This window comes from Pseudomonas sp. 14P5.3.2, assembly GCF_057799175.1.
In genome coordinates this window covers 33,950-54,341 of the sequence record NZ_JBYOKU010000013.1, presented here as the reverse complement: position 1 = coordinate 54,341, position 20,392 = coordinate 33,950, and the positions used below count along the sequence as shown (strand labels likewise).

At 63.0% G+C, this 20,392-nt stretch carries 9 protein-coding genes (1 of these 9 only partly in view); 4 read left to right on the top strand and 5 right to left on the bottom strand.

The window, feature by feature from the left end:
* The first annotated feature begins 94 nt into the window (after positions 1-94).
* A complete protein-coding gene (locus AC27VU_RS12980; protein WP_488724211.1) occupies positions 95-2,131 on the top strand; it encodes a TonB-dependent receptor in 2,037 nt (678 codons plus the stop codon).
* 121 nt (positions 2,132-2,252) lie between these two features.
* Here AC27VU_RS12980 and AC27VU_RS12975 read toward each other — a convergent pair whose 3' ends face one another.
* A complete protein-coding gene (locus tag AC27VU_RS12975; protein WP_103521076.1) occupies positions 2,253-4,463 on the bottom strand; it encodes an LTA synthase family protein in 2,211 nt (736 codons plus the stop codon).
* A gap of 512 nt (positions 4,464-4,975) precedes the next feature.
* Between AC27VU_RS12975 and AC27VU_RS12970 the strand changes: the two genes are divergently transcribed.
* On the top strand, positions 4,976-5,515 hold the full coding sequence (locus AC27VU_RS12970) for a hypothetical protein (RefSeq protein WP_488724210.1): 540 nt from the start codon (positions 4,976-4,978) through the stop codon (positions 5,513-5,515).
* Between the two features lie 64 nt (positions 5,516-5,579).
* On the opposite strand, the gene AC27VU_RS12965 is transcribed toward AC27VU_RS12970, so the two are convergent.
* The 4 genes from AC27VU_RS12965 to AC27VU_RS12950 form a co-directional block, all read right to left on the bottom strand.
* Positions 5,580-6,059 carry a copper chaperone PCu(A)C gene (locus AC27VU_RS12965; RefSeq protein WP_003224198.1) on the bottom strand — a complete coding sequence of 160 codons (480 nt, stop codon included), beginning with the start codon at positions 6,057-6,059 and terminating at the stop codon, positions 5,580-5,582.
* A complete protein-coding gene (locus tag AC27VU_RS12960; protein WP_047599796.1) occupies positions 6,059-6,664 on the bottom strand; it encodes an SCO family protein in 606 nt (201 codons plus the stop codon). Before AC27VU_RS12960 ends, AC27VU_RS12965 begins: the two co-directional genes overlap by 1 nt.
* A 156-nt stretch (positions 6,665-6,820) precedes the next feature.
* Complete coding sequence (locus AC27VU_RS12955; protein WP_488724209.1) at positions 6,821-8,227, bottom strand: efflux transporter outer membrane subunit; 1,407 nt, start codon at positions 8,225-8,227, stop codon at positions 6,821-6,823.
* A gap of 83 nt (positions 8,228-8,310) precedes the next feature.
* Entirely contained in the window at positions 8,311-9,105 is a 795-nt protein-coding gene (locus AC27VU_RS12950) for a helix-turn-helix transcriptional regulator (protein ID WP_488724208.1), read from the bottom strand.
* 488 nt (positions 9,106-9,593) lie between these two features.
* Here AC27VU_RS12950 and AC27VU_RS12945 point away from each other — a divergent pair, with 488 nt between their 5' ends.
* Together AC27VU_RS12945 and AC27VU_RS12940 are read left to right on the top strand one after the other, a co-directional pair.
* The gene (locus tag AC27VU_RS12945; protein ID WP_488724207.1) at positions 9,594-16,007 is read left to right on the top strand and encodes an amino acid adenylation domain-containing protein; all 6,414 of its coding nucleotides are present in this window, start codon (positions 9,594-9,596) and stop codon (positions 16,005-16,007) included.
* Between the two features lie 285 nt (positions 16,008-16,292).
* A protein-coding gene (locus AC27VU_RS12940; RefSeq protein ID WP_488724206.1) for an amino acid adenylation domain-containing protein crosses the window boundary here: on the top strand, positions 16,293-20,392 show its 5' end (the start). The gene runs 8,914 nt beyond the window's last position; 4,100 of the gene's 13,014 nt are visible here — the first part of the coding sequence; the start codon lies at positions 16,293-16,295; its stop codon lies off the right edge, out of view.

Here is a 20,392-nt window from a genome sequence, read left to right as displayed (position 1 = left end):
GTATAACATAAAAAAGATTTCATTCTGTTTCTGCCGGTAATGTTTGCAACACGCCGGCAGCGATTCTCACTTTTCTGCTCACGGAAGTTTTGAAATGCCTGCCCGTTCCCAACTCCTTCAACGACGCCTGACTCCGCTGGCCGCCGCGCTGCTGATCGCCTCACCGGTGTTTGCCGCCGAGCCGCTCGAGTTGCAACCGCAAGTCATCACCGGCAACCCTTTGGGCAGCCAGACTCTGGCATCGCCCTCGACCGTCCTCAGCGGCGACGACCTTACGTTTCAACAGAAGGGCAGCCTCGGCGAGACCCTGAACAAGCAGCCCGGCGTGTCCTCGTCGTACTTCGGCCCCGGCGCGAGTCGGCCGATCATTCGCGGTCAGGACGGTGATCGCATTCGCATCTTGCGTAACGGTGTCGGCGCGCTGGACGCCTCGTCGTTGTCGTACGACCACGCGGTGCCATTGGACCCGGTCAACGTCGAGCGCATTGAAATCGTCCGTGGCCCGGCAGCGTTGCTGTATGGCGGCAGCGCGATCGGCGGGGTGGTCAACACCTTCGATAACCGCATCCCCACCGAAGCCATCGACGGCATTCACGGTGCCGGCGAGTTGCGCTACGGCGGCGCCGACACCACCCGCAGCAGCGCCGGAAAACTGGAGGCCGGTAATGGTCAGTTCGCCTTGCATCTGGACACCAGCGCCCGTGAGTTCAACGACCTGAAGATTCCCGGCTACGCCAAGACCGGCGCGGCACGCGCCAACGACGACGGCGATTCGCGCAAACATCGGCTGGCCAACAGCGACGGTCGTCAGGACGGCGGCGCCGTCGGCGGTTCCTACACTTGGGATGACGGCTACGCCGGTCTGTCCTACAGCAATTACGATTCGAACTACGGCTCGCCCGCCGAAGACGACGTGCGCATCCGCATGCAGCAGGAGCATTACGCATTCGCCTCGGAAATGCGCAATCTCGACGGGCCGTTCAGCTCGATCAAGCTCGACGCCGGCTACACCGATTACCAGCACCGGGAAATCGAGGGCGGCGAGGTTGGTACCACGTTCAAGAACAAGGGTTACGAAGCACGGGTCGAGGCCCGGCATCAGCCGTTGGGCCCGTTCAACGGGGTGGTCGGCGCCCAGGTCAGCCGCAACGAATTCTCGGCGCTGGGCGAAGAAGCCTTTGTGCCGCACACCGATACCGACGCCGGCGCACTGTTCATTCTGGAAGAGTTGCAAGCCACCGAGCGCCTGCTGTTCACCCTCGGCGGGCGACTGGAACACACCACGGTCGACCCGGACGCCAAAGGCAACGAGCGCTTCGCCAATGCCGACCGCTCCAGCCGTTTCACCGCCGGCAGCCTGTCGTCCGGCGCGGTCTACACGCTGACGCCGATCTGGTCGGTCGCCGCGACACTCGGCTACACCGAGCGTGCACCGACCTTCTATGAGTTGTACGCCAACGGCGCCCACGTCGCGACCGGCACCTATGAAGTCGGCGATGCCGGGCTGTCGAAAGAAAAAGCCGTGTCCAGCGACCTCGCATTACGCTTTGACAACGGTACGCACAAGGGCAGTGTCGGCGTGTTCTACAGCCACTTTTCCAACTACATCGGCTTGCTCGGCACCGGCCGCACGCTGAATGACGAAGGCGAAGAGGATGCCGGCGGGATTCCCGAATACACCTACTCGGGCGTGCGTGCACGTTTCAGCGGCATCGAGGCGCAGGATCGCTGGACGCTTGGCGAAAATGCCTACGGCAAGTTCGCGCTGGAGCTGTCGGGCGATTACACCCGCGCCAAGAATCTCGACAACGGTCAGGATCTGCCGCGCATTGCGCCGTTGCGCTTGAACAGCGGTTTGCTGTGGGAACTGGATCGCTGGCAGGCGCGGATCGATATCGAACATGCCAGCTCGCAACATCGTGTGCCGACCAACGAAAGCAGCACCGATGGCTACACCACGCTGGGGGCGAATGTGGGGTATCACTTCGATGTCGGCCAGAGCAAATGGCTGGCCTTCGTCAACGCCGAGAACCTGACCAACCAGACCGTGCGTTACGCCAGTTCGATTCTGCGCGATATTGCACCGGCAGAAGGGCGCAGCATTCAGGTGGGGTTGCGTGCGACGTTCTGATTAGTTGACCTGTTAACACTTCCCCCTGCAGGAGCTGCCGCAGGCTGCGATCTATTGATTTTGTTTTTTCAAGATCAAGATCAAAAGATCGCAGCCTGCGGCAGCTCTTACACGGGGGGCATCAACTCGATTGCGCAGTGTCATCATCCGGCAGCGCATCCAGCGGATCTTCCTGCCCCGGCAACTCGGTAATCACGCTGAAATCCGTGACCTCGACCGCACCCAGTCCATAGCCCAGCAAGTGGAACGAAAAGGCCTTGCGCGGTTGCGGGTTGTCGAAGCTGAAATCCATCTCCAGCGGCTGATCGGCCGTGGCAACCATCTCGGTCGGCAGGCCCAGTTGCACGTCCTGTTCGAACTCCTTGGCCTTGAGCTGAATGTACGCCGCCTGCTGCGGATCCACCGAGCGCACGGTCAGGCGCACGCGGGTGTGCGAGCCCTTGGGCATTTCCAGGTATTGCGCACCGATCAGGTTGTCGGCCCAGTCATCGTTGATCTGCGCCTGCAGCGGGATCACGTTGTTGCTGCCGAACTGGTAACGCTGATTGAGCGGGGTGCGCAGCAGCGACAGGTCCAGCGCCATGGCCCGCGCGGCTATTTGTCGGGCCTGCTGGCTGCTTTCGGTGCCCTTGAAGGTGGCGCGCTCGGCAATGAAACCGGCGCTTTCGTAGTACCGACAACGGCGCGGCATGTCGCACTCGGAAAAGATTCCCTGGCCGTTGTGGTAGCGCAGTTTACCGTTGGTGTAGGACATGATTTCGCGTCCGCTGTCGTAGTCGCGGAACAGCGAACGGCCGCTCAGCGCCGACGGCACCGGCAGATCGAAATAGTCGAGGATCGACGCGCTCAGATCGACATGACCGTACACCCCGGCATTCAGTCGCGGCAGTTGCTCATGCTCCGGCGCCAGGGTCAGGTTGAAGCCCCACGACGACGCCAGACGCACGCCGTCAATGCCGTGGGATTCGTCCGAAGTGATCACCACCAGCGTGTCCTTGAGCACGCCCTGACGTTCAAGGCCACTGAGGAACTGCTCCAGTGCATCGTCGAGGTAACCGACAGCGGCCTGCTTCGGCGTCTCGTAGCGCGCCAGATACTCTTCAGGTGCGGAGTAGGGCTGGTGGGTGCCGACGGTCAACAGGGTGAGCATCCAAGGTTTTTTCTGCTTCTTCAGTTGGCCAACGTAGTCCAGCGCGCCTTCGAAGAACGCCTTGTCATCCTTGCCCCACGGGAATTCCAGATAGTTGGCGTTGGTGAACCATTCCAGACCATGGGTCGCATCGAAACCGATGTGCGGCATGATCTTGTCTTTAGCCATGAAACGCAGACCGGCGCCTTGCAGATAGTGAGTGCTGAAGCCGTTCTGCCGCAGTTGCGCCGGCAGGCAGGCCTGATTGCGCTCCTGCTGGGTGAGCATTTCAACGCCTTTGGGCGTGCCGTTGTTGAGCTTGTCGTAATCGCCACAAAGCATGGCGTACAGGCCGCGAATGGTCTGGTGTGTGTGCAGCACGTAATCCGGGGTGTTCATGCCACGCTCGGCCCAGCGGCTGAGGTTGGGCATCAGGTCTTCCTGATAGTGACTGCCGATGGCCTCGCGATTGGCGCGGATGTAAGCGCCGGGAATGCCTTCCAGAGCGATGATCAGCACGTTGCGCGCCTGCCCCGGCGCGGCCAGCAGCTTGTGGCCGTTGAGATCCAGATCCGTCAGCCCGGCCATCTGTGGCGCGGCGGGTTCGACGTCACCGTCCAGCCATTCCTCGGCCTGCAACTGCAGATCGGCCACTTGCGCGGCGAGCAATTGATGCGGCAGGTTGTACATGCGCCATGGATCTTCTTCGCTCGGCCACTGGTTTTGCACGGCCCAATGCGCGGCGAACAGCAGCGCCGGTGCGGCCCACACGGCGCGGGGCAGGGCAGCAGCGGGTTGCGCGCGATTGACGAAACGCGTCAGCAACCAGAGCAGCAGCGCCAGCAGCAGGGCAACGCCCAGCGCCGGATGGGCGAAACCGCCACCGGTGGAGTTTTCCACGAACTGCGGGTCAATCAGGTAATGCAGGTCGGTAGGATTCGGCAGCCGGCCGACAGCGCTGACCAACTCGGCCGTCGCCACCGCCAGCAACCCCCAGAACAGCAGCAACGGCAACGCCAGCCACCACGCGCGACGATGCAGCAACACCACCAACAAACTGCCAATGGCCAGGTCGGACAAATAGCCCAGGGGCGACGACCAGCCCAGCGCCGCGCGCAGGCACACCGGCACGATCAGCACCAGCAGAATCAAGGAAAACAGGCGGGCATGCGGCTGCCGCAACCAACGCAAAAGAACGCTCACAAAAAAGACCTTCCAGCCATCAAACCGTCATAAAAGTGTGCGCGATGATACCAAGGGTGGGCTGTCTGATCGCCCTTTTAAACACACGGCTGATCTGCTCTCGCAAGCGCGGTAAAGGGCCTGAAGCCATGACCGGCGTTCGTGTCAGCCCGATAGCGGCGAAAGGGCGCGCTTCTGTCGACGGCAGATTTATTGTTTCAGGCTGTTTAAGGTCCGCAGTCGCAGGACCCGCTGGCCGCGTTTCTAGACAGCCTAATGGCCACTCAGTAGCATTCGAGCCCAACGGACTTTCCCTCTGCACGTCGTCCGACGTGGAATGCTCAAGGAATCGACATGCGCGACACCCCTAAAGGCGAACAACGAACGGTCGTGACCTTGGTCAACGGCGAGGTTCACCACGAAACCCAGATCAGTTTCAGTTCGGTATAGCCATGCAAGCGTTCACAAGTGGAAAGGTCGTCATCGAGTTCGGTGATTTCAGAGGAACGATGGTTCGCCATGAACGGTTTTTGATGCCTGCCGGCGAGTATCAGGATCGGTATTGGGTCAGGACTGCACAGGGTGATCTGCCGCTGGATCTGTTCAACAAGCATCTGCCGGTCAAGCGGGGCGAAGAGATCTCGGTACTCTACGGCTGCCTGCCGGGTGGCGAACGCAAGAGCGCGGTCTGTGTGTTCAACCACTGCGAGGGTCGGCTCACGCCGCTGTCGGAGGGGAAAATGCTTCACGAGGAATTCATTCATCGCATCCCGGTCAGCCTCCCGTATGTCGCCTGCCTGGCGACCTCGGCAGTGGCGGGGGCGTTCTTCAACTGGTGGGGCGCGCCGGCGGGATTGGTCGTCTACTACCTGCTGAAGGCCGAGAGCGCCAAACGCAAAATGCTTCTGGTCAGTGGTCTGGACCTGCACCTGGAGAAGTTGAGCAAGCGCTATCTGCGTCAAGCAGCGCGGGGCAGGATCAAGCGGTTGCTGGCGCGAAATCCTCGAATGACTGCACCGTTGGATTTGAACAAGCAGGACAGTGATTCGCTGGCGATTGCGCGAGACGCGTAACACGCAAAAAAAGGGGCGACCTGATCATCGATCAGGCCGCCCCTTTTTATTCCGCCAAGTCAGATCAATGCATCTTGCTGTGATCGTGACCTTCCATGTGCGTCAGCGCACGGACTTCAGCTTTGACTTCGACGGTTTCTTTCTCGCCCTTGGCGTTTTCCACAGTCAGGGTCAGCGGCACGCTTTCGCCTTCCTTGAGCTGGCCGGTCAGGCCCATCAGCATTACGTGGTAGCCGTTCGGGTCGAAGGTGACCGCTTTGCCGGCCGGCAGGTCGACCGATTTGACCGGGCCCATGCTCATCACGTCGTTCTTCATCGACATTTCGTGGATCTGCACATCTTTGGCCACCGGCGAGGCAACGCTCAGCAGTTTGCTGTCGCTGTCAGCAGTGACGGTCATGAACGCGCCGCTGGCCGATTGGGTCGGCACGGTCGCACGCACCCAGGCGTCGTCGACCCTGGTCTGAGCGCTAGCCTGAAAAGCCAGGCCCAGCAGGGACACAGCGAAAACGGCGCGTTTGATGTTGTTCAAAACGGGGTGCATCAGCAGACCTCCATAACGGTGAGCAAATCTTCCGTGCACTCTTGTGCCGAAAGCGATACAGACAGACCCATGCGCAACTGGCCGCGCGAGTCATAGACGTAACTGGTGGACGTGTGGGAGATGGTGTAGGTGTCGCCCGCCGGCACTTTCTCGAAGAACACGTCGAATTCCTTGGCGGTGGCCTGGGTTTCTTCCAGCGTGCCGTACAGTGCGACGAAGCTCGGGTCGAAGGCTTTGACGTAGGCGTCGAGGATCTGCGGCGTGTCGCGTTCCGGGTCAAGGGTGATGAAGATCACTTGCAGACGGTCGCCGTCCTTGCCCATCAGTTTCTTGATTTGCGCGGCGCGGGCGAGGGTGGTCGGGCACACCGCCGGGCATTGGGTGAAGCCGAAGAAGATCATCGGCATCATCCCGCGAAAGCTCGACAGCGTCATGGTTTCGCCGTCGGTGTTCTTCAGCTTGAAGGTGCGTCCGAGGATCTTGTCACTCAGGTCCTTGCCGTACTTGTACGACAGTTGGCCACGGGTGTCGCAGCCGGCGAGCAGGCCCAGGCCCAGCACGCCCATTCCCGCAAGCACCTTGCGGCGAGTCAACAAAGCCGTCATCTAATACCGCCTTTTGCAGCCCGTCAGTCGGCAGGACTGGCGGGGGGTTAACCGTAAAAGCGGCGCATGATACCAAACTGAAGGCAGACCCCGGCCACGGATCGCCGCGCGGCGCAGGATCGGGCGACAAAAGGTGTAAGAAAAAGTGACGAGTGACTACTGAACACTCGCCTCATCGGCCCGCCAGCCGCCGCCCAGCGCGGTGTACAGATTGACCTCGGCCACCAGTTGCGCCAGCCGGTCAGTGATCAGCCCCTGTTGCGAACTGAACAGTGAACGTTGCGCATCGAGAAACACCAGACTGCTGTCGACGCCATTCTGATAACGGTGCTGTGCCAGGTTGTAGTAGTCCTGAGTGGCCTGCACCAGGTCGCGCTGCGCCTGCAATTGCTGCTGATAAGTGCTGCGCGCCGCCAGGCCATCGGCGACTTCCTGAAACGCGGTTTGAATCGATTTCTCGTATTCGGCAACCGCCACGTCTTTCTGCAACTTCGAGTAATCCAGACTCGCGCGCAGGCTGCCAGCATTGAAAATCGGCAGGTTGATTTGTGGCTGGAAAGTCCAGCCTCCCGATCCGCCGCTGAACAGTCCGGAAAGGTCGCGGCTGGAAGTGCCGGCGCTGGCGGTCAGGCTGACGCTGGGAAAAAACGCCGCCCGCGCCGCACCGATATTGGCGTTGGCGGCCTTCAGTTTGTACTCGGCCTGAAGAATGTCCGGGCGTCGTTGCAGCAGATCTGACGGCAACCCGGCCGGCAGTTGTTGCACCAGATCGCTGGACAGTGGCCGCGCCGGCAGTTTCTCGGGGACCTGAGCGCCGACCAGCAGCGTCAGGCTGTTCAGATCCTGCGCCACCTGGCGTTTATAACGCGCCAGATTGGCCCGCGAACTGTCGACGCTGGTTTGCGCCTGCGCCTGTTCCAGCGCCGAGGACTTGCCAGCGTCACGGTTGCGCGTGGTCAGGCGCAGGCTTTGCTCATCGGCGGCCAGGGTCTGGCGGCTCAGCTCGAGCAACTCCTGATCGGCGCGCCAGGTCAGGTAGGCATTGGCAACGTTGGCCACCAGACTCAGCTCGGCACTGCGTCGCGCCTGCTCGGTCGCCAGCCAGGTTTGCAACGCCTGCTCACTGAGGCTGCGCACCCGGCCGAAAAAATCCAGTTCATAGGCACTGACGCCCAGATTCACCGCGTAAGTGGAATTGATCAGCGCTTTGCCGCGGGTCACGCTGGGCGGCATGCGCTGGCGCGATTCGCTGGCAGTGGCCGACACCGCCGGCAGCAAATCGGCACGCTGAATCCGGTACTGCGCCTGGAACGCTTCGACGTTCAGCGCCGCCACCCGCAGATCGCGATTGTTGACCAGCGCGCTTTCAATCAACTGTTGCAGCGCCGGGTCGTTGAACAAGGTGCGCCAGTCTTCAGTACGCGGTGCAGCCTGTGTCGGTGCCGGGTAAACGGTGCCTTGCGGATACTGCGCAGCGCTCGGTGAGGCAGGGCGCTGGTACTCGGGAATCAACGAACAACCGGCCAGCAGGGCGGCGAGGGACAGCAGGGAAATGCGCAACATCGGACGCTCTCATGCAGAAAAAACACGTGCCGGGGACTGAGTCCCCACACCACTATCGACACCGTTGAACCATGACCCTGCGGTTACGCGCCGGCCATCCAGCGCGCCAGTCCGTGCCGTCCGCTGACCCCGAGTTTGGCGGTCGCCCGTTTGAGATAGGTCTCGATCGAACTGCTCTTGACCCGCAGCTTCTCGGCCAGTTGCGGCACGGTGCCGCCGGTCAGCAGGCCCAGGCAGACTTCCTTTTCCCGCGCCGACAGCACGATGCCGCCCAGCGCCAGGCGCTCATCCAGCATTTGTTGTAACGGTGCCTGCTCCATATCGGCCAACGGTGGGCGCGGCTGTTTGGCGATGATTTGCCGACTGAGGTGCGCGTGCCGTTCAATCAGCGGCAGCAGGGTGTCGGACAGACTTTTGAGAAACGACAGCTCCGGCAGGGAAAACACCCGTTGCGTATGCGGTCGGTAGAACGAGATGACACAGCGGCGGTTGGAGGTGCGGGACACCAGATTGCACTGGTGGACGCTGTGCTGCGGATGTCGTGGCTGAAGTGATGCTTTGAGTTGAATCAGCAGGGAATCATTCATCTCGATCATCTTCTGCAACAACGGATGATCGTCCGGACTCTTCAACGGGTCCGGTGGCGGGAAGGTCTGGGGCAGGCCGGCGCTGCCCAGTGCCTTGATCTCGACCACGCTGGCCTGGCGCTCGTCGAGGATCCACTCGCTGAGGTCGACGCGATTGACCGGCACCAGGGTGTCGACCAACTGGAACATATTGCTGGCGAAATGATCGTCGCCCGTGCTGGCAATCAGTTCCCCCAGTTGCCAGTAGAAGTGCGGGTTTTCCATGTTGCGAATGCTGCCGGTCAGATTCATATCCTTGTCATCCCTGGTTCCGAGTCATCACCGAGTCGTCCGCTGTTTATGCAAAAGCCGCCCACGCAATCGTCCCTCCTTGAAACTGATCTGGGGCGGGATTTAAGCCTATGGATTTGTCCTACGTCTGTAGGGGAAAACAGGGACACAAAGTGCCATCATTTCTGAAACTTGGCGCCGGGCTTCTGACGCCATCTGGTACAGATGTCGTGCGCTGCCTGACTGTTTGGTCACGGAAAAGCCTTGAAAACCGGGACATTTACGTTGCTGTGAGGTAACCGAGAGGGCCGATGGCAGCGCTGATGTGTGGCATTTTTCCTACAAGTTTTTCAGTGTTTCCTGTCCGAACTTTTAGATAGTTCCCGCCCAGTCAGGGTCAACAAGCACTGACAGGCCCGCGCACGGGGTGGGGTTGTCCGGGTTTCACGTGTCATGTCGGCATCGGGGCCGATGCTTGAATAGGCGCAAAATCACATGAGAAGGATCTTATGCCGCCTATTTCTGCTCCTGCGGTGGCCACGCCGTCCGCATCGCTCCAGACGTATCCGCTGACCGCTGCGCAGCTGGATATCTGGCTGGATCAGCTGAGTCGCGGTGATTCGCCGCTGTACAACATTGGCGGGTACATGGACCTCAGCGGCCCGCTGGATCCGGCACTCATGCACGCCGCCCTTGAAGCGCTGGTGGCCCGGCATGACGCGATGCGCACGATCCTGCTGCCGGGCGCCGGAGTCGATGGCTTGCCTCTGCAGCAGTTTGCCCGCTCATTACCGGTGCCGATGCCGATCGACGATGTGTCGACGCACACTGACCCGGAGGCGGCAGCGCGGGCCCTGGTGCAGGCGCGCATCAATCAGCCCTTCGTGCTCGACGGCGGCTGCCTGTTCCGTTTTCTGTTGATCCGCCTTGATGGCGAGCGCCATTGGTTGTCCGCTCAGGCTCATCACTTGATCGTCGATGGCTGGAGCTTCGGCGAAATGTTCAAGTCGCTGGACGAAATCTATAACGCGCTGGCGCAGGGCCGGCCTGTGCCGGCTTCGGCGCCGTCGTACATCGACTTCATCGAAGACAATGCGCGCTATCACGCGTCGCCGCGTTATGCGCAGGACCGCACCTACTGGCTGGACAAGTACCGACAATTGCCCGAGCCGCTGTTGCTGCCGCGATATCAGCAGAGCCTGGCCGGCAATGCCGCGCAGACGCAGGTCCATGCGCAGCCCTTGCCGGCGCTGCTGCACCAGCGCATGAAGCAGGTGGCCCGGGAATTTGGCGCTTCGGCATTCCATGTGTTGCTGGCGGCGCTGCACGTGTATTTCAGCCGTACCGCCGAGCGTGACGAATGGGTTGTCGGGCTGCCGATCCTCAATCGCTCCGGCGCGCGCTTCAAGTCCACGCTTGGGCTGTTCGCCCAGGTCAGTGCGGTGCGCATGGGCTTCGGCCGCGAACGCACCTTCGCTGAACTGATCAGTACGATCCGTGAGGAACTGCGCAAGGATTTTCGCCATCAGCGTTTTTCCGTGAGTGAGATGAACCGCGCCCTGGGCCTGCTGCGTGAGGAGCGCTCGCAGTTGTTCGAGGTCACGGTGTCCTACGAGCAGGGCACTCACGATTATCGCTATGGCGAGGCGTCGGGGCGGATGATCAAGGCCTCGAACCAGGAAGAGGCCACGCCGCTTGCGGTGCACCTGCTGAGTAATCTGACCAATGACGACGCGCGCCTCTACCTGATCTACAGCGAGGCGTTTTTTGCCGCCGATGAGGTCAAGGCGCTGGCCGACCGCTGGTTGCTGATTCTGGAGCAAGGGCTGGAGGCGGTGAACCTGCCTGTCGCGGATTTCGCGCTCAGCACGCCCGAAGAAAGCGCGCTGCTGCAACAGTGGAATGCGACACGAGTGGAATACCCGAGCGCGACGACCATCCATCAGCGTATCGAGGCCCAGGCCGCGCAACGACCACAGGCGCTGGCGGCGGTTCATCAAGGGCATTGCCTGACCTATGCCGAGCTCAATCAGCGCGCCAACGCACTCGCCCATCATCTGCTCGATCTCGGTGTACGGCCGGATGATCGGGTGGCCATCGTTGCCCGGCGCGGGCTCGACACACTGGTCGGGCTGTTGGCCATTCTCAAGGCGGGTGCCGCTTATGTGCCGCTCGACCCGGCGCATCCTGCCGAGCGCCTGAGCTATCTGCTGGAGGACAGCTCGCCAATCGCGGTGCTGACCCAGAGTGCGTTGCGCGGGCACCTGCCGGCGTTGCCGGTGCCGGTGATCGAGTTGGATCACCCGACCTGGTCCAGCGCGGATGTCGGCGCATCGAAGGTGCCGGGGCTGACCCCGGAAAACCTCGCGTATGTGATTTACACCTCCGGCTCTACCGGCCTGCCCAAAGGGGTGATGGTCGAGCATCGCACGCTGTGCAATCTGGTCGATTGGCACGCTGACGTTTTCGACCTGCGTGCCGGAAGCCATACGTCGAGCCTGGCCGGCTTCGGTTTCGACGCGATGGCCTGGGAAGTCTGGCCGGCGCTGTGCGTGGGCGCGATCCTGCACCTGGCGCCGGTCAGCGATGGCAACGAAGACATTGATGCGCTGCTCGACTGGTGGCGTGCGCAGCCGCTGGACGTGAGTTTTTTGCCGACCCCGATCGCCGAATACGCGTTCAGCCGCCAACTCGATCACCCGACGTTGCGCACGCTGCTGATCGGTGGCGATCGCTTGCGTCAGTTCCCGCGTCAGCAATCGTTCGAAGTGATCAACAACTACGGGCCGACCGAAGCCACCGTGGTGGCGACTTCAGGGCGCATCGACGCCGGGCAGGCGCTGCACATCGGCAAACCGGTGAGCAACGCCACGGTGTATCTGCTCGACGAGCAGCAGCAACCGGTGCCGATTGGCGTGAGCGGCGAGTTGTACGTCGGCGGGGCCGGGGTGGCTCGCGGTTACCTGAACCGCGCGGACTTGAGCGCCGAGCGCTTCCTGCGTGATCCGTTCAGCGCTGAACCGGGCGCGCGCCTGTACCGCACCGGCGACCTTGCACGCTGGCGCGCCGACGGCAATCTGGAGTATCTGGGGCGCAACGACGATCAGGTGAAAATCCGTGGCGTACGGATCGAGCCGGGCGAGATCGAGAGCGCACTCGCCAGCCATACGGCGGTGCGCGAAGCGGTGGTACTGGTGCGCGACGGGCAACTGCTGGCGTGGTTCACTGAGCAGGCGCCGCTGGACATCAACGCGCTGCACGCGCACCTGAAAACGCGCCTGACCAGCGCCATGTTGCCCAGTGCTTATGTGCGTCTGGCGGCGTTGCCGCTGACCGCCAACGGCAAGGTCGATCGCAAGGCGCTGCCGGCCCCCGGGGCGGAAGATTTGATCCGCCGCGAATATGAGGCGCCACAAGGCGAGGTCGAAATCGCTTTGGCGCAGATCTGGGCCGAAGTCCTGCAAGTCGAGCGGGTCGGGCGTCACGACCATTTCTTCGAACTCGGCGGACACTCGTTGCTGGCGGTGATCATGATCGAACGCATGCGTCAGCTCGATTTGAGCAGCGACGTGCGTGTGCTGTTCAGTCAGCCGACCCTCGCGGCGCTGGCGGCTTCAGTCGGCAGCGGTCGCGAGATCGAAGTGCCGGCCAACCGCATCACCGCCGATTGCACCCACATCACCGCGGATATGCTGCCCCTGCTGCAACTGGATCAGCCGACGCTCGACCGGATCGTGGCCACTGTGCCGGGCGGCGCCGCCAACGTGCAGGACATCTACCCGCTGGCACCGCTGCAGGAAGGCATTCTCTATCACCACATCACCGCCGCTCAGGGCGATCCGTACCTGCTGCAATCGCAACTGGCGTTCGACAGTCTTGAACGCGTCGAAGCCTTCGCCGCTGCGCTGCGCCAGGTCATGGCGCGCCACGACATTCTGCGCACCGCGGTGCTCTGGGAAGGCCTGACCACCCCGGTGCAGGTGGTATGGCGCGAGGCGATTCTGCCGTTGCAGGAGGTCGAGCTGGACCCGGCCAACGGCCCGATCATCGACCAGTTGCACGCGCGCTTCAACGCCCGGCGTTATCGCCTCGACGTCAGTCAGGCGCCACTGATGCGTCTGGTGTATGCCCGCGATCCGGCGCTGGATCGGGTGGTGGGCATTCTGCTGTTCCATCACCTGGCCATGGACCACATCGCTCTTGAAGTAATGCGCGGCGAGATGCAGGCCAGCCTGTCGGGGCAGGTCGTGGCGCTGGCGCCGCCGGTGCCGTATCGCAATTACGTGGCGCAGACGCGGCTGGGTGTCACGGAGCAGGAACACGAGGTGTTTTTCCGCGCGCAACTGGCGGACATCGACGAGCCGACCCTGCCGTTCGGGCTGCAGGAAGTGCAGGGTGATGGTAACGGTATCGAGGAAGCGCAGCAGGTGCTGCCGGCGGACGTGTATCAGCGATTGCGCACCCAGGCGCGACAGGCCGGTGTCAGCGTCGCCAGTCTGATTCATCTGGCGTGGGCACGGGTACTGGCGGCGACTTCGGGCCAGCAGCGCGTGGTGTTCGGCACCGTGCTGATGGGGCGCATGCAGGGGGGCGAGGGTGCCGACCGCGCCTTGGGTGTGTTTATCAATAGCTTGCCGCTGCGCATCGATGTCGATGCAGGCGTGCTGGACGCGGTGCGCGCCACCCATGCGCGGCTGACCGCGCTGCTCGGGCATGAACACGCTTCGCTGGCACTGGCCCAACGCTGTAGCGGCGTCGCCTCGCCGTCGCCGCTGTTCAGCGCGCTGCTCAATTATCGCCACAGTGACGAATCCGAACTGCTGGAGCCGTCCAGCCAGGCCTGGCAAGGCATCGAAACCCTGGCCAACGAGGAGCGCACCAATTACCCGCTGACCATGAGCGTGGACGATTTTGGCAACGGCTTGCGCCTCACCGGCAGGGCCGTCGTCCAGATCGGCGCGCAACGGATTTGCGGCTACATGCAAACCGCGTTGCACGGTTTGCTGCAGGCTCTGGAGCAAACGCCGCAACAGCCGTTGAATCAGTTGCCGATCCTGCAGCCGGGGGAGTTGCAACGCTTGCTGATCACGTTCAACGCCACCGAGGTCGATTGTGCGCTGGACCAGCCGTTGCACACGCTGTTCGAAGCACAGGTGCGGCGCAAACCGCACGCCGTTGCCGCACAGGCCGGCGAGCAAAGCCTGACCTATGCGCAACTCAACGAGCGCGCCAATCGCCTGGCCCATCACCTGCGTGAACTCGGCGTGCAACCGGACTCGCGGGTGGCGATCTGCGTCGAGCGCGGGCTGGATCTGCTGGTCGGCCTGCTCGGCATTCTCAAGGCGGGCGGCGCCTATGTGCCGCTGGACCCGGACTATCCGCTGGAGCGCCTGAACTACATGTTGCAGGACAGCGCGCCTGTCGCACTGCTGGTGCATGGCGCCACGCGACAATTGCTGGGCGAACCGGGTGTGACGCTGATCAATCTGGAGCACGGCAGTTGGGAGCAGCAGCCGACAGGCAACTTGCAGGTGCCGGGCCTGAGTGCTTCTAACCTCGCTTACATGATCTACACCTCGGGTTCCACCGGGTTGCCGAAAGGCGTGATGATCGAGCATCGCAGCGCCTGCAACATGGTGCATTGGGGCTCGCAGCTCAGTCCGCCGACCGAACACGGCGCGCTGCTGCAAAAAGCGCCGTTCAGCTTCGACAGTTCGGTGTGGGAGATCTTCTGGCCGCTGTGTTCCGGGATGCGATTGGTATTGGCGCGGCCGGACGGCAACCGCGATTCGGCCTATGTGGTGCAGACCATTCGCGAGCAGCAGGTGACGGTGGTCAAGTTCGTTCCTGCGCTGCTGCAGCAGTTCATCGAGCAGGACGGTGTCGAGCAGTGCACCAGCCTGACCGATGTGCTTAACGGTGGCGGCGAACTCAGTGCAGCGCTGGCCCGCCAGGTGCGCGATCGCCTGCCGTGGGTGCGGTTGCATAACGTTTACGGCCCGACTGAAACCACGGTGGACAGTACGGGCTGGACGCTGGAACCGGACATGCCGGTGCCGGACAACGTGGTGCCGATCGGCACAGCCTTGAGCAACACGCGGCTGTACGTGCTTGATGCGTACGGTCAACCAGTGCCACAAGGCGTCAGCGGAGAGTTGCACATCGGCGGCGTCGGCGTGGCGCGTGGTTATCACGGTTTGCCGGAAATGCAGGCCGAGCGCTTCATCGACAGCCCGTTTGTGGCGGGTGATCGCCTGTACCGCACGGGAGATCTGGCGCGCTACAACAATCACGGCGAGCTGGAATTCCTTGGTCGCAACGACTTCCAGATCAAGCTGCGGGGCTTGCGCCTGGAGCCGGGGGAAATCGAGGCAAGGTTGATCGAACATCCGGCGATTCGCGAGGCGGTGGTGATGGTCCGTGATGAACGTCTGGTGGCCTGGTACACCGTGCGTTCCGGCGTAGAAGCCCCCAGTCTGGAGGCCTTGCGCGCGCATGTGCTGGAGCGTCTGCCGGAGTACATGGTGCCGGGCGCGTTTGTGCGGCTCGACGCCTTGCCGCTGACACCAAACGACAAGATCGACCGCAAGGCCTTGCCGGAGCCGGGGGCCGATGCGGTGATCAACCGTCCATACGTGGCGCCACAGGGTGAAGTCGAAACCACGCTGGCGCAGATCTGGGCTGAAGTCCTCGGCGTCGAACAGGTCGGTCGCCATGACAACTTCTTTGAACTCGGTGGGCACTCGCTGCTGGCAGTGAGTCTGGTGGCGCGCATACGTCAGAGCGGTTTGCACACCGACGCCCGGGCGCTGTTCAGCCAGCCGACCCTGGCGGCGCTGGCGCTCAGCACCACACCCGAGGCGCAGCAAGTGGTCATCCCGCAAACCACCATCCCGAGCCTCAATCGCAAACGCCGGCTCTGAACTCTGCGTCTGACACCGAACCTGTGGCGAGGGAGCTTGCTCCCGCTGGGGCGCAAAGCGTCCCCCGGTTCCTGATGCACAACATCGGGGCCTGCTACGCAGTCCAGCGGGAGCAAGCTCCCTCGCCACAGGTATTCGGTTGCTCACCCGCAGGGAGGCTGGCTTGTCCCCGCTTCCCATGTCAGCCCCGCAAGCCCTGATGTTTTAGCTTTTCCAGGCTGCGCGCAGCAGGCACGGACTCGCGGCTGCGCGCTCCTTTTTCTCGTATTTACAGCAGGTTATCCCATGCATTTCAGCGAACTGATGGCTGTTCTTTCCACCCATGCGATCCGCCTTCAACAGGAAGATGAAGACCTGGTCATTCTGGGCAGTGACGACGCGCTGGACGATGCGTTGTGGGACAGCCTCGGCGAACACAAGGCGCAATTGCTGGAACTGGTTGCCCGCCACGGTGGCGACTGGCTGAGCCCGGCGTTCCGCATCACCCCGGACATGCTGCCGCTGGTGAAGCTGGATCAGCCGACCATTGACCGGCTGGTCGCCAAGGTGCCCGGCTGCGCCGCCAACCTGCAGGACATCTACCCGCTGGCACCGCTGCAGGAAGGCATGCTCTATCTGCACCTGTCGGCGCCCGCCGGCGACCCCTACGTGTCGCAGGCGCGGTTCGCCTTCGACAGCCGCGAACGTCTGAACGCCTTCGCCGAAGCGTTGCAGTGGATGATCGAACGCCACGACATCCTGCGCACCTCATTCGTCTGGGAACGCCTGGATGAACCGCTGCAAGTGGTGCAGCGGCAGGCTCGTCTGTATTGCGAAGAAATCGCCCTCGACGCGGGTGCGGATGCACTGACGCAATTGCTGGAACGCCACGACCCACGGTTCTTCCGCCTCGACATCCAGCAGGCGCCGCTGCTGCGTCTGGTCTACGCCATGGACCCGGACAACGGTCGTGTGGTCGCGCTGTTGCTGTTTCATCACCTGATCATGGACCACGTCGCCCTCGACGTGGTGCGCCGCGAAACCCGCGCGCACCTGCTCGGCCAGACCGCGCAGGTCGGGCCGGCGGTGCCGTACCGCGATCACCTGGCCAAGGCCCGCCTGCGTCTGGACGAGCAGGTGCATGAAGCGTTTTTCCGCGAGATGCTTGCCGACATCGACGAGCCGACCTTGCCCTGTGGTTTGCAGGATGTGCAGGGCGACGGCCAAGCCATCGAAGAAGCCTTGCTGATGCTCGACACTGACTTCAGCCGGCAACTGCGCGGGCAGGCGCGCCAGCTCGGCGTCAGCGTCGCCAGTCTGATGCACTTGGCACTGGCGCGGGTGCTCGGTCAGTTGTCCGGGCGTACGGCGGTGGTGTTCGGCACCGTGCTGCTGGGACGGATGGCGGCGGGTGAGGGCGGCGAACAGGCGCTGGGGATGTTCATCAACACCTTGCCGCTGCGTGTGGATGTCGGGCAGGACGGCGTGCGTGCCGGGGTGCTGGCGACCCATCGACGCCTGACCGCGTTGCTCGGCCATGAGCAGACCTCGCTGGCACTGGCCCAGCGTTGCAGCGCGGTGGCGGTGCCGACGCCGTTGTTCAGCGCGATTCTCAACTACCGCCACAGCAGCAGCGAAGAAATCGCCGAAGTCAGCGAACTGGCCCCCGGCGTGCAAGTGCTGGGCGCCCGCGAGCGCACCAACTACCCGCTGACGATCAACATCGACGACCTCGGCGAAGACTTGCGCATCACCGCGCTGGCCGATGCGGCGCTGGGCGCCGAACGCATCGCCGCTTATCTGCACACCGCGTTGCACAGCCTGCTGCAGGCCTTGCAATCGACCCCGGATGCGCCGCTGCAACGCCTGAATATTCTGCCGGCCGCCGAGCGCGAATACCTGCTGCACGGGGTCAACTCGCCGTTGCCGCAGTTCCCGGAAACGCCGCTGATTCATCAGCAATTCGAAGCCCATGCGGCGGCGCGCCCGGAGGCCACAGCGCTGCTGTTCGAGGCGCAGACGCTGAGCTACGGCGAGCTTAACCGCCGCGCCAATCAGCTTGCCCATCACCTGCTGGCACAGGGGATTCGCCCGGATCAGCGCGTGGCGATCTGCGTCGAGCGTGGCCCGCACATGATCATCGGCCTGCTCGGTATCCTCAAGGCAGGCGCCGGTTACGTGCCGATCGACCCGGCGTATCCACTGGAGCGCATCGCCTACACCCTGCAGGACAGCGCCCCGGTGGCGGTGCTGACTCAGGCCGATACGCTGGACCGGGTTGGCGCGCTCAACGTGCCGATCATCGATCTGGACAGCCTGCAGTTGCAGGCTGAACTCAGCAGCAATCCGCAGATTCCCGAGCTGACTCCAAGTCATCTCGCCTACGTGATCTACACCTCGGGCTCCACCGGATTGCCCAAAGGCGTGATGGTCGAACACCGCAACGTAGTGCGGCTGTTTTCGGCGACCCACGACTGGTTCAACTTCAACCCGCAAGATGTGTGGGCGCTGTTCCATTCCTTCGCTTTCGATTTCTCGGTCTGGGAAATCTGGGGCGCGCTGGCGTTTGGCGGGCAATTGTTGCTGGTGCCGCAGGCCGTCAGCCGTTCGCCGGACGACTGCTACGCGCTGCTGTGCCGCAGCGGCGTCACCGTGCTCAATCAGACCCCGAGCGCCTTCCGCCAGTTGATCGCCGCGCAGGGACGCAGCCCGTTGCAGCACTCGTTGCGCGAAGTGATTTTCGGCGGCGAGGCCCTGGAACCGGGCCTGCTCAAACCGTGGTACGCGCGGGTCGGCAATGCCGGTACGCGGCTGGTGAACATGTACGGCATCACCGAAACCACGGTGCACGTGACCTATCGGCCACTGGAGGCAGCGGACGCGCTGCTGGTCGGACGCAGCCCGATCGGCGTCGGCATCCCCGATCTGCAGCTGTACGTGCTCGACGCGCAGCGCGAACCGGTGCCGGTCGGCGTGATCGGCGAGTTGTACGTCGGCGGCGCCGGGGTTGCCCGCGGCTACCTCAACCGCGAGACGCTGACAGCCGAGCGCTTTATTGCCGACCCGTTCAGCGGCCGTGCCGAGGCGCGTCTGTACAAGACCGGTGACCTCGCACGCCGGACGGTGGATGGCAGCCTTGAGTACCTGGGGCGCAACGACGATCAAGTGAAGATCCGTGGTTTCCGCATCGAACTCGGTGAAATCGAAGCTCGCCTCGCAGCCTGCGCCGGTGTGCGCGAAGCGGTGGTGATCGCCCGCGAGGACAGCCCCGGCGATCAGCGTCTGGTCGCCTACTGGCTGGCCGCCGAAGGCGCTGAGCCAAGCGCTGCGCAATTGCGCGACGAGTTGCTGCTGTCGCTGGCCGACTACATGGTGCCGAGCGCGTTTGTGCGCCTCGATGCGTTGCCGCTGACCAGCAACGGCAAGCTCGATCGCAAAGCCTTGCCACAACCGGACAGCGAGGCATTCGCCCGTCGCGGTTTCGAAGCCCCGCTGGGACCGGTGGAAACGCTGATCGCCGGGATCTGGCAGACCCTGCTCGGTGTCGAGCAGGTCGGGCGGCATGACAATTTCTTCGAACTTGGCGGCCATTCGCTGTTGGCAGTCAAACTGATCGAACGCATGCGTCAGCACGACTTGCAGTGCGACGTGCGCGTGCTGTTCGGCCAGCCGAGCGTGGCGGCACTGGCGGCGACCTTGAGCCACAGTCATGCCCTGCGAGTGCCGGACAATCTGATTCCTGCCGATTGCCCGCGGATCATCCCGGACATGCTGCCCCTGGCGACGCTGGATCAGGCCGCCATCGACCGCGTGGTCGCCACTGTGCCCGGCGGCGTTGCCAATGTGCAGGACATCTATGGCCTGGCACCGTTGCAGGCAGGGATCCTCTATCACCATCTGGCGACCAGCGCCGGTGACCCGTACGTGTTGCAGGCGCAATTTGCCTTCGCCGGACTGGCGCAGATCAAGGCCTTCGTCCGTGCGTTGAACGCGGTGATCGAGCGCCACGACATTCTGCGCACCAGCGTGGTCTGGGAAGGGCTTGAAGAACCGGTGCAAGTGGTCTGGCGCGAGGCGCCGCTGGCGCTGGAACGGGTCGATGCCGACCTGCTGGTCGGCGATGTGCTGGAGCAGATGCAGGCACGTTTCGATCCGCGGCACTATCGCCTCGACCTGCGCCGCGCACCGCTGATGCGTCTGGCCTACACCGAAGACCGTGAACAGCAGCGCTGGGTCGGCATCCTGTTGCTGCACCACATCGTGCTCGACCACACCGCACTGGAGGTGTTGCTCGCGGAAATGAACGACAGCCTGTACCCGAGCGGCGTCGATCTGCCGCCGCCGGTGCAGTACCGCAACTACGTGGCACAGGCGCAACAACAGGCCAATGCGCAGGCGCATGAAGC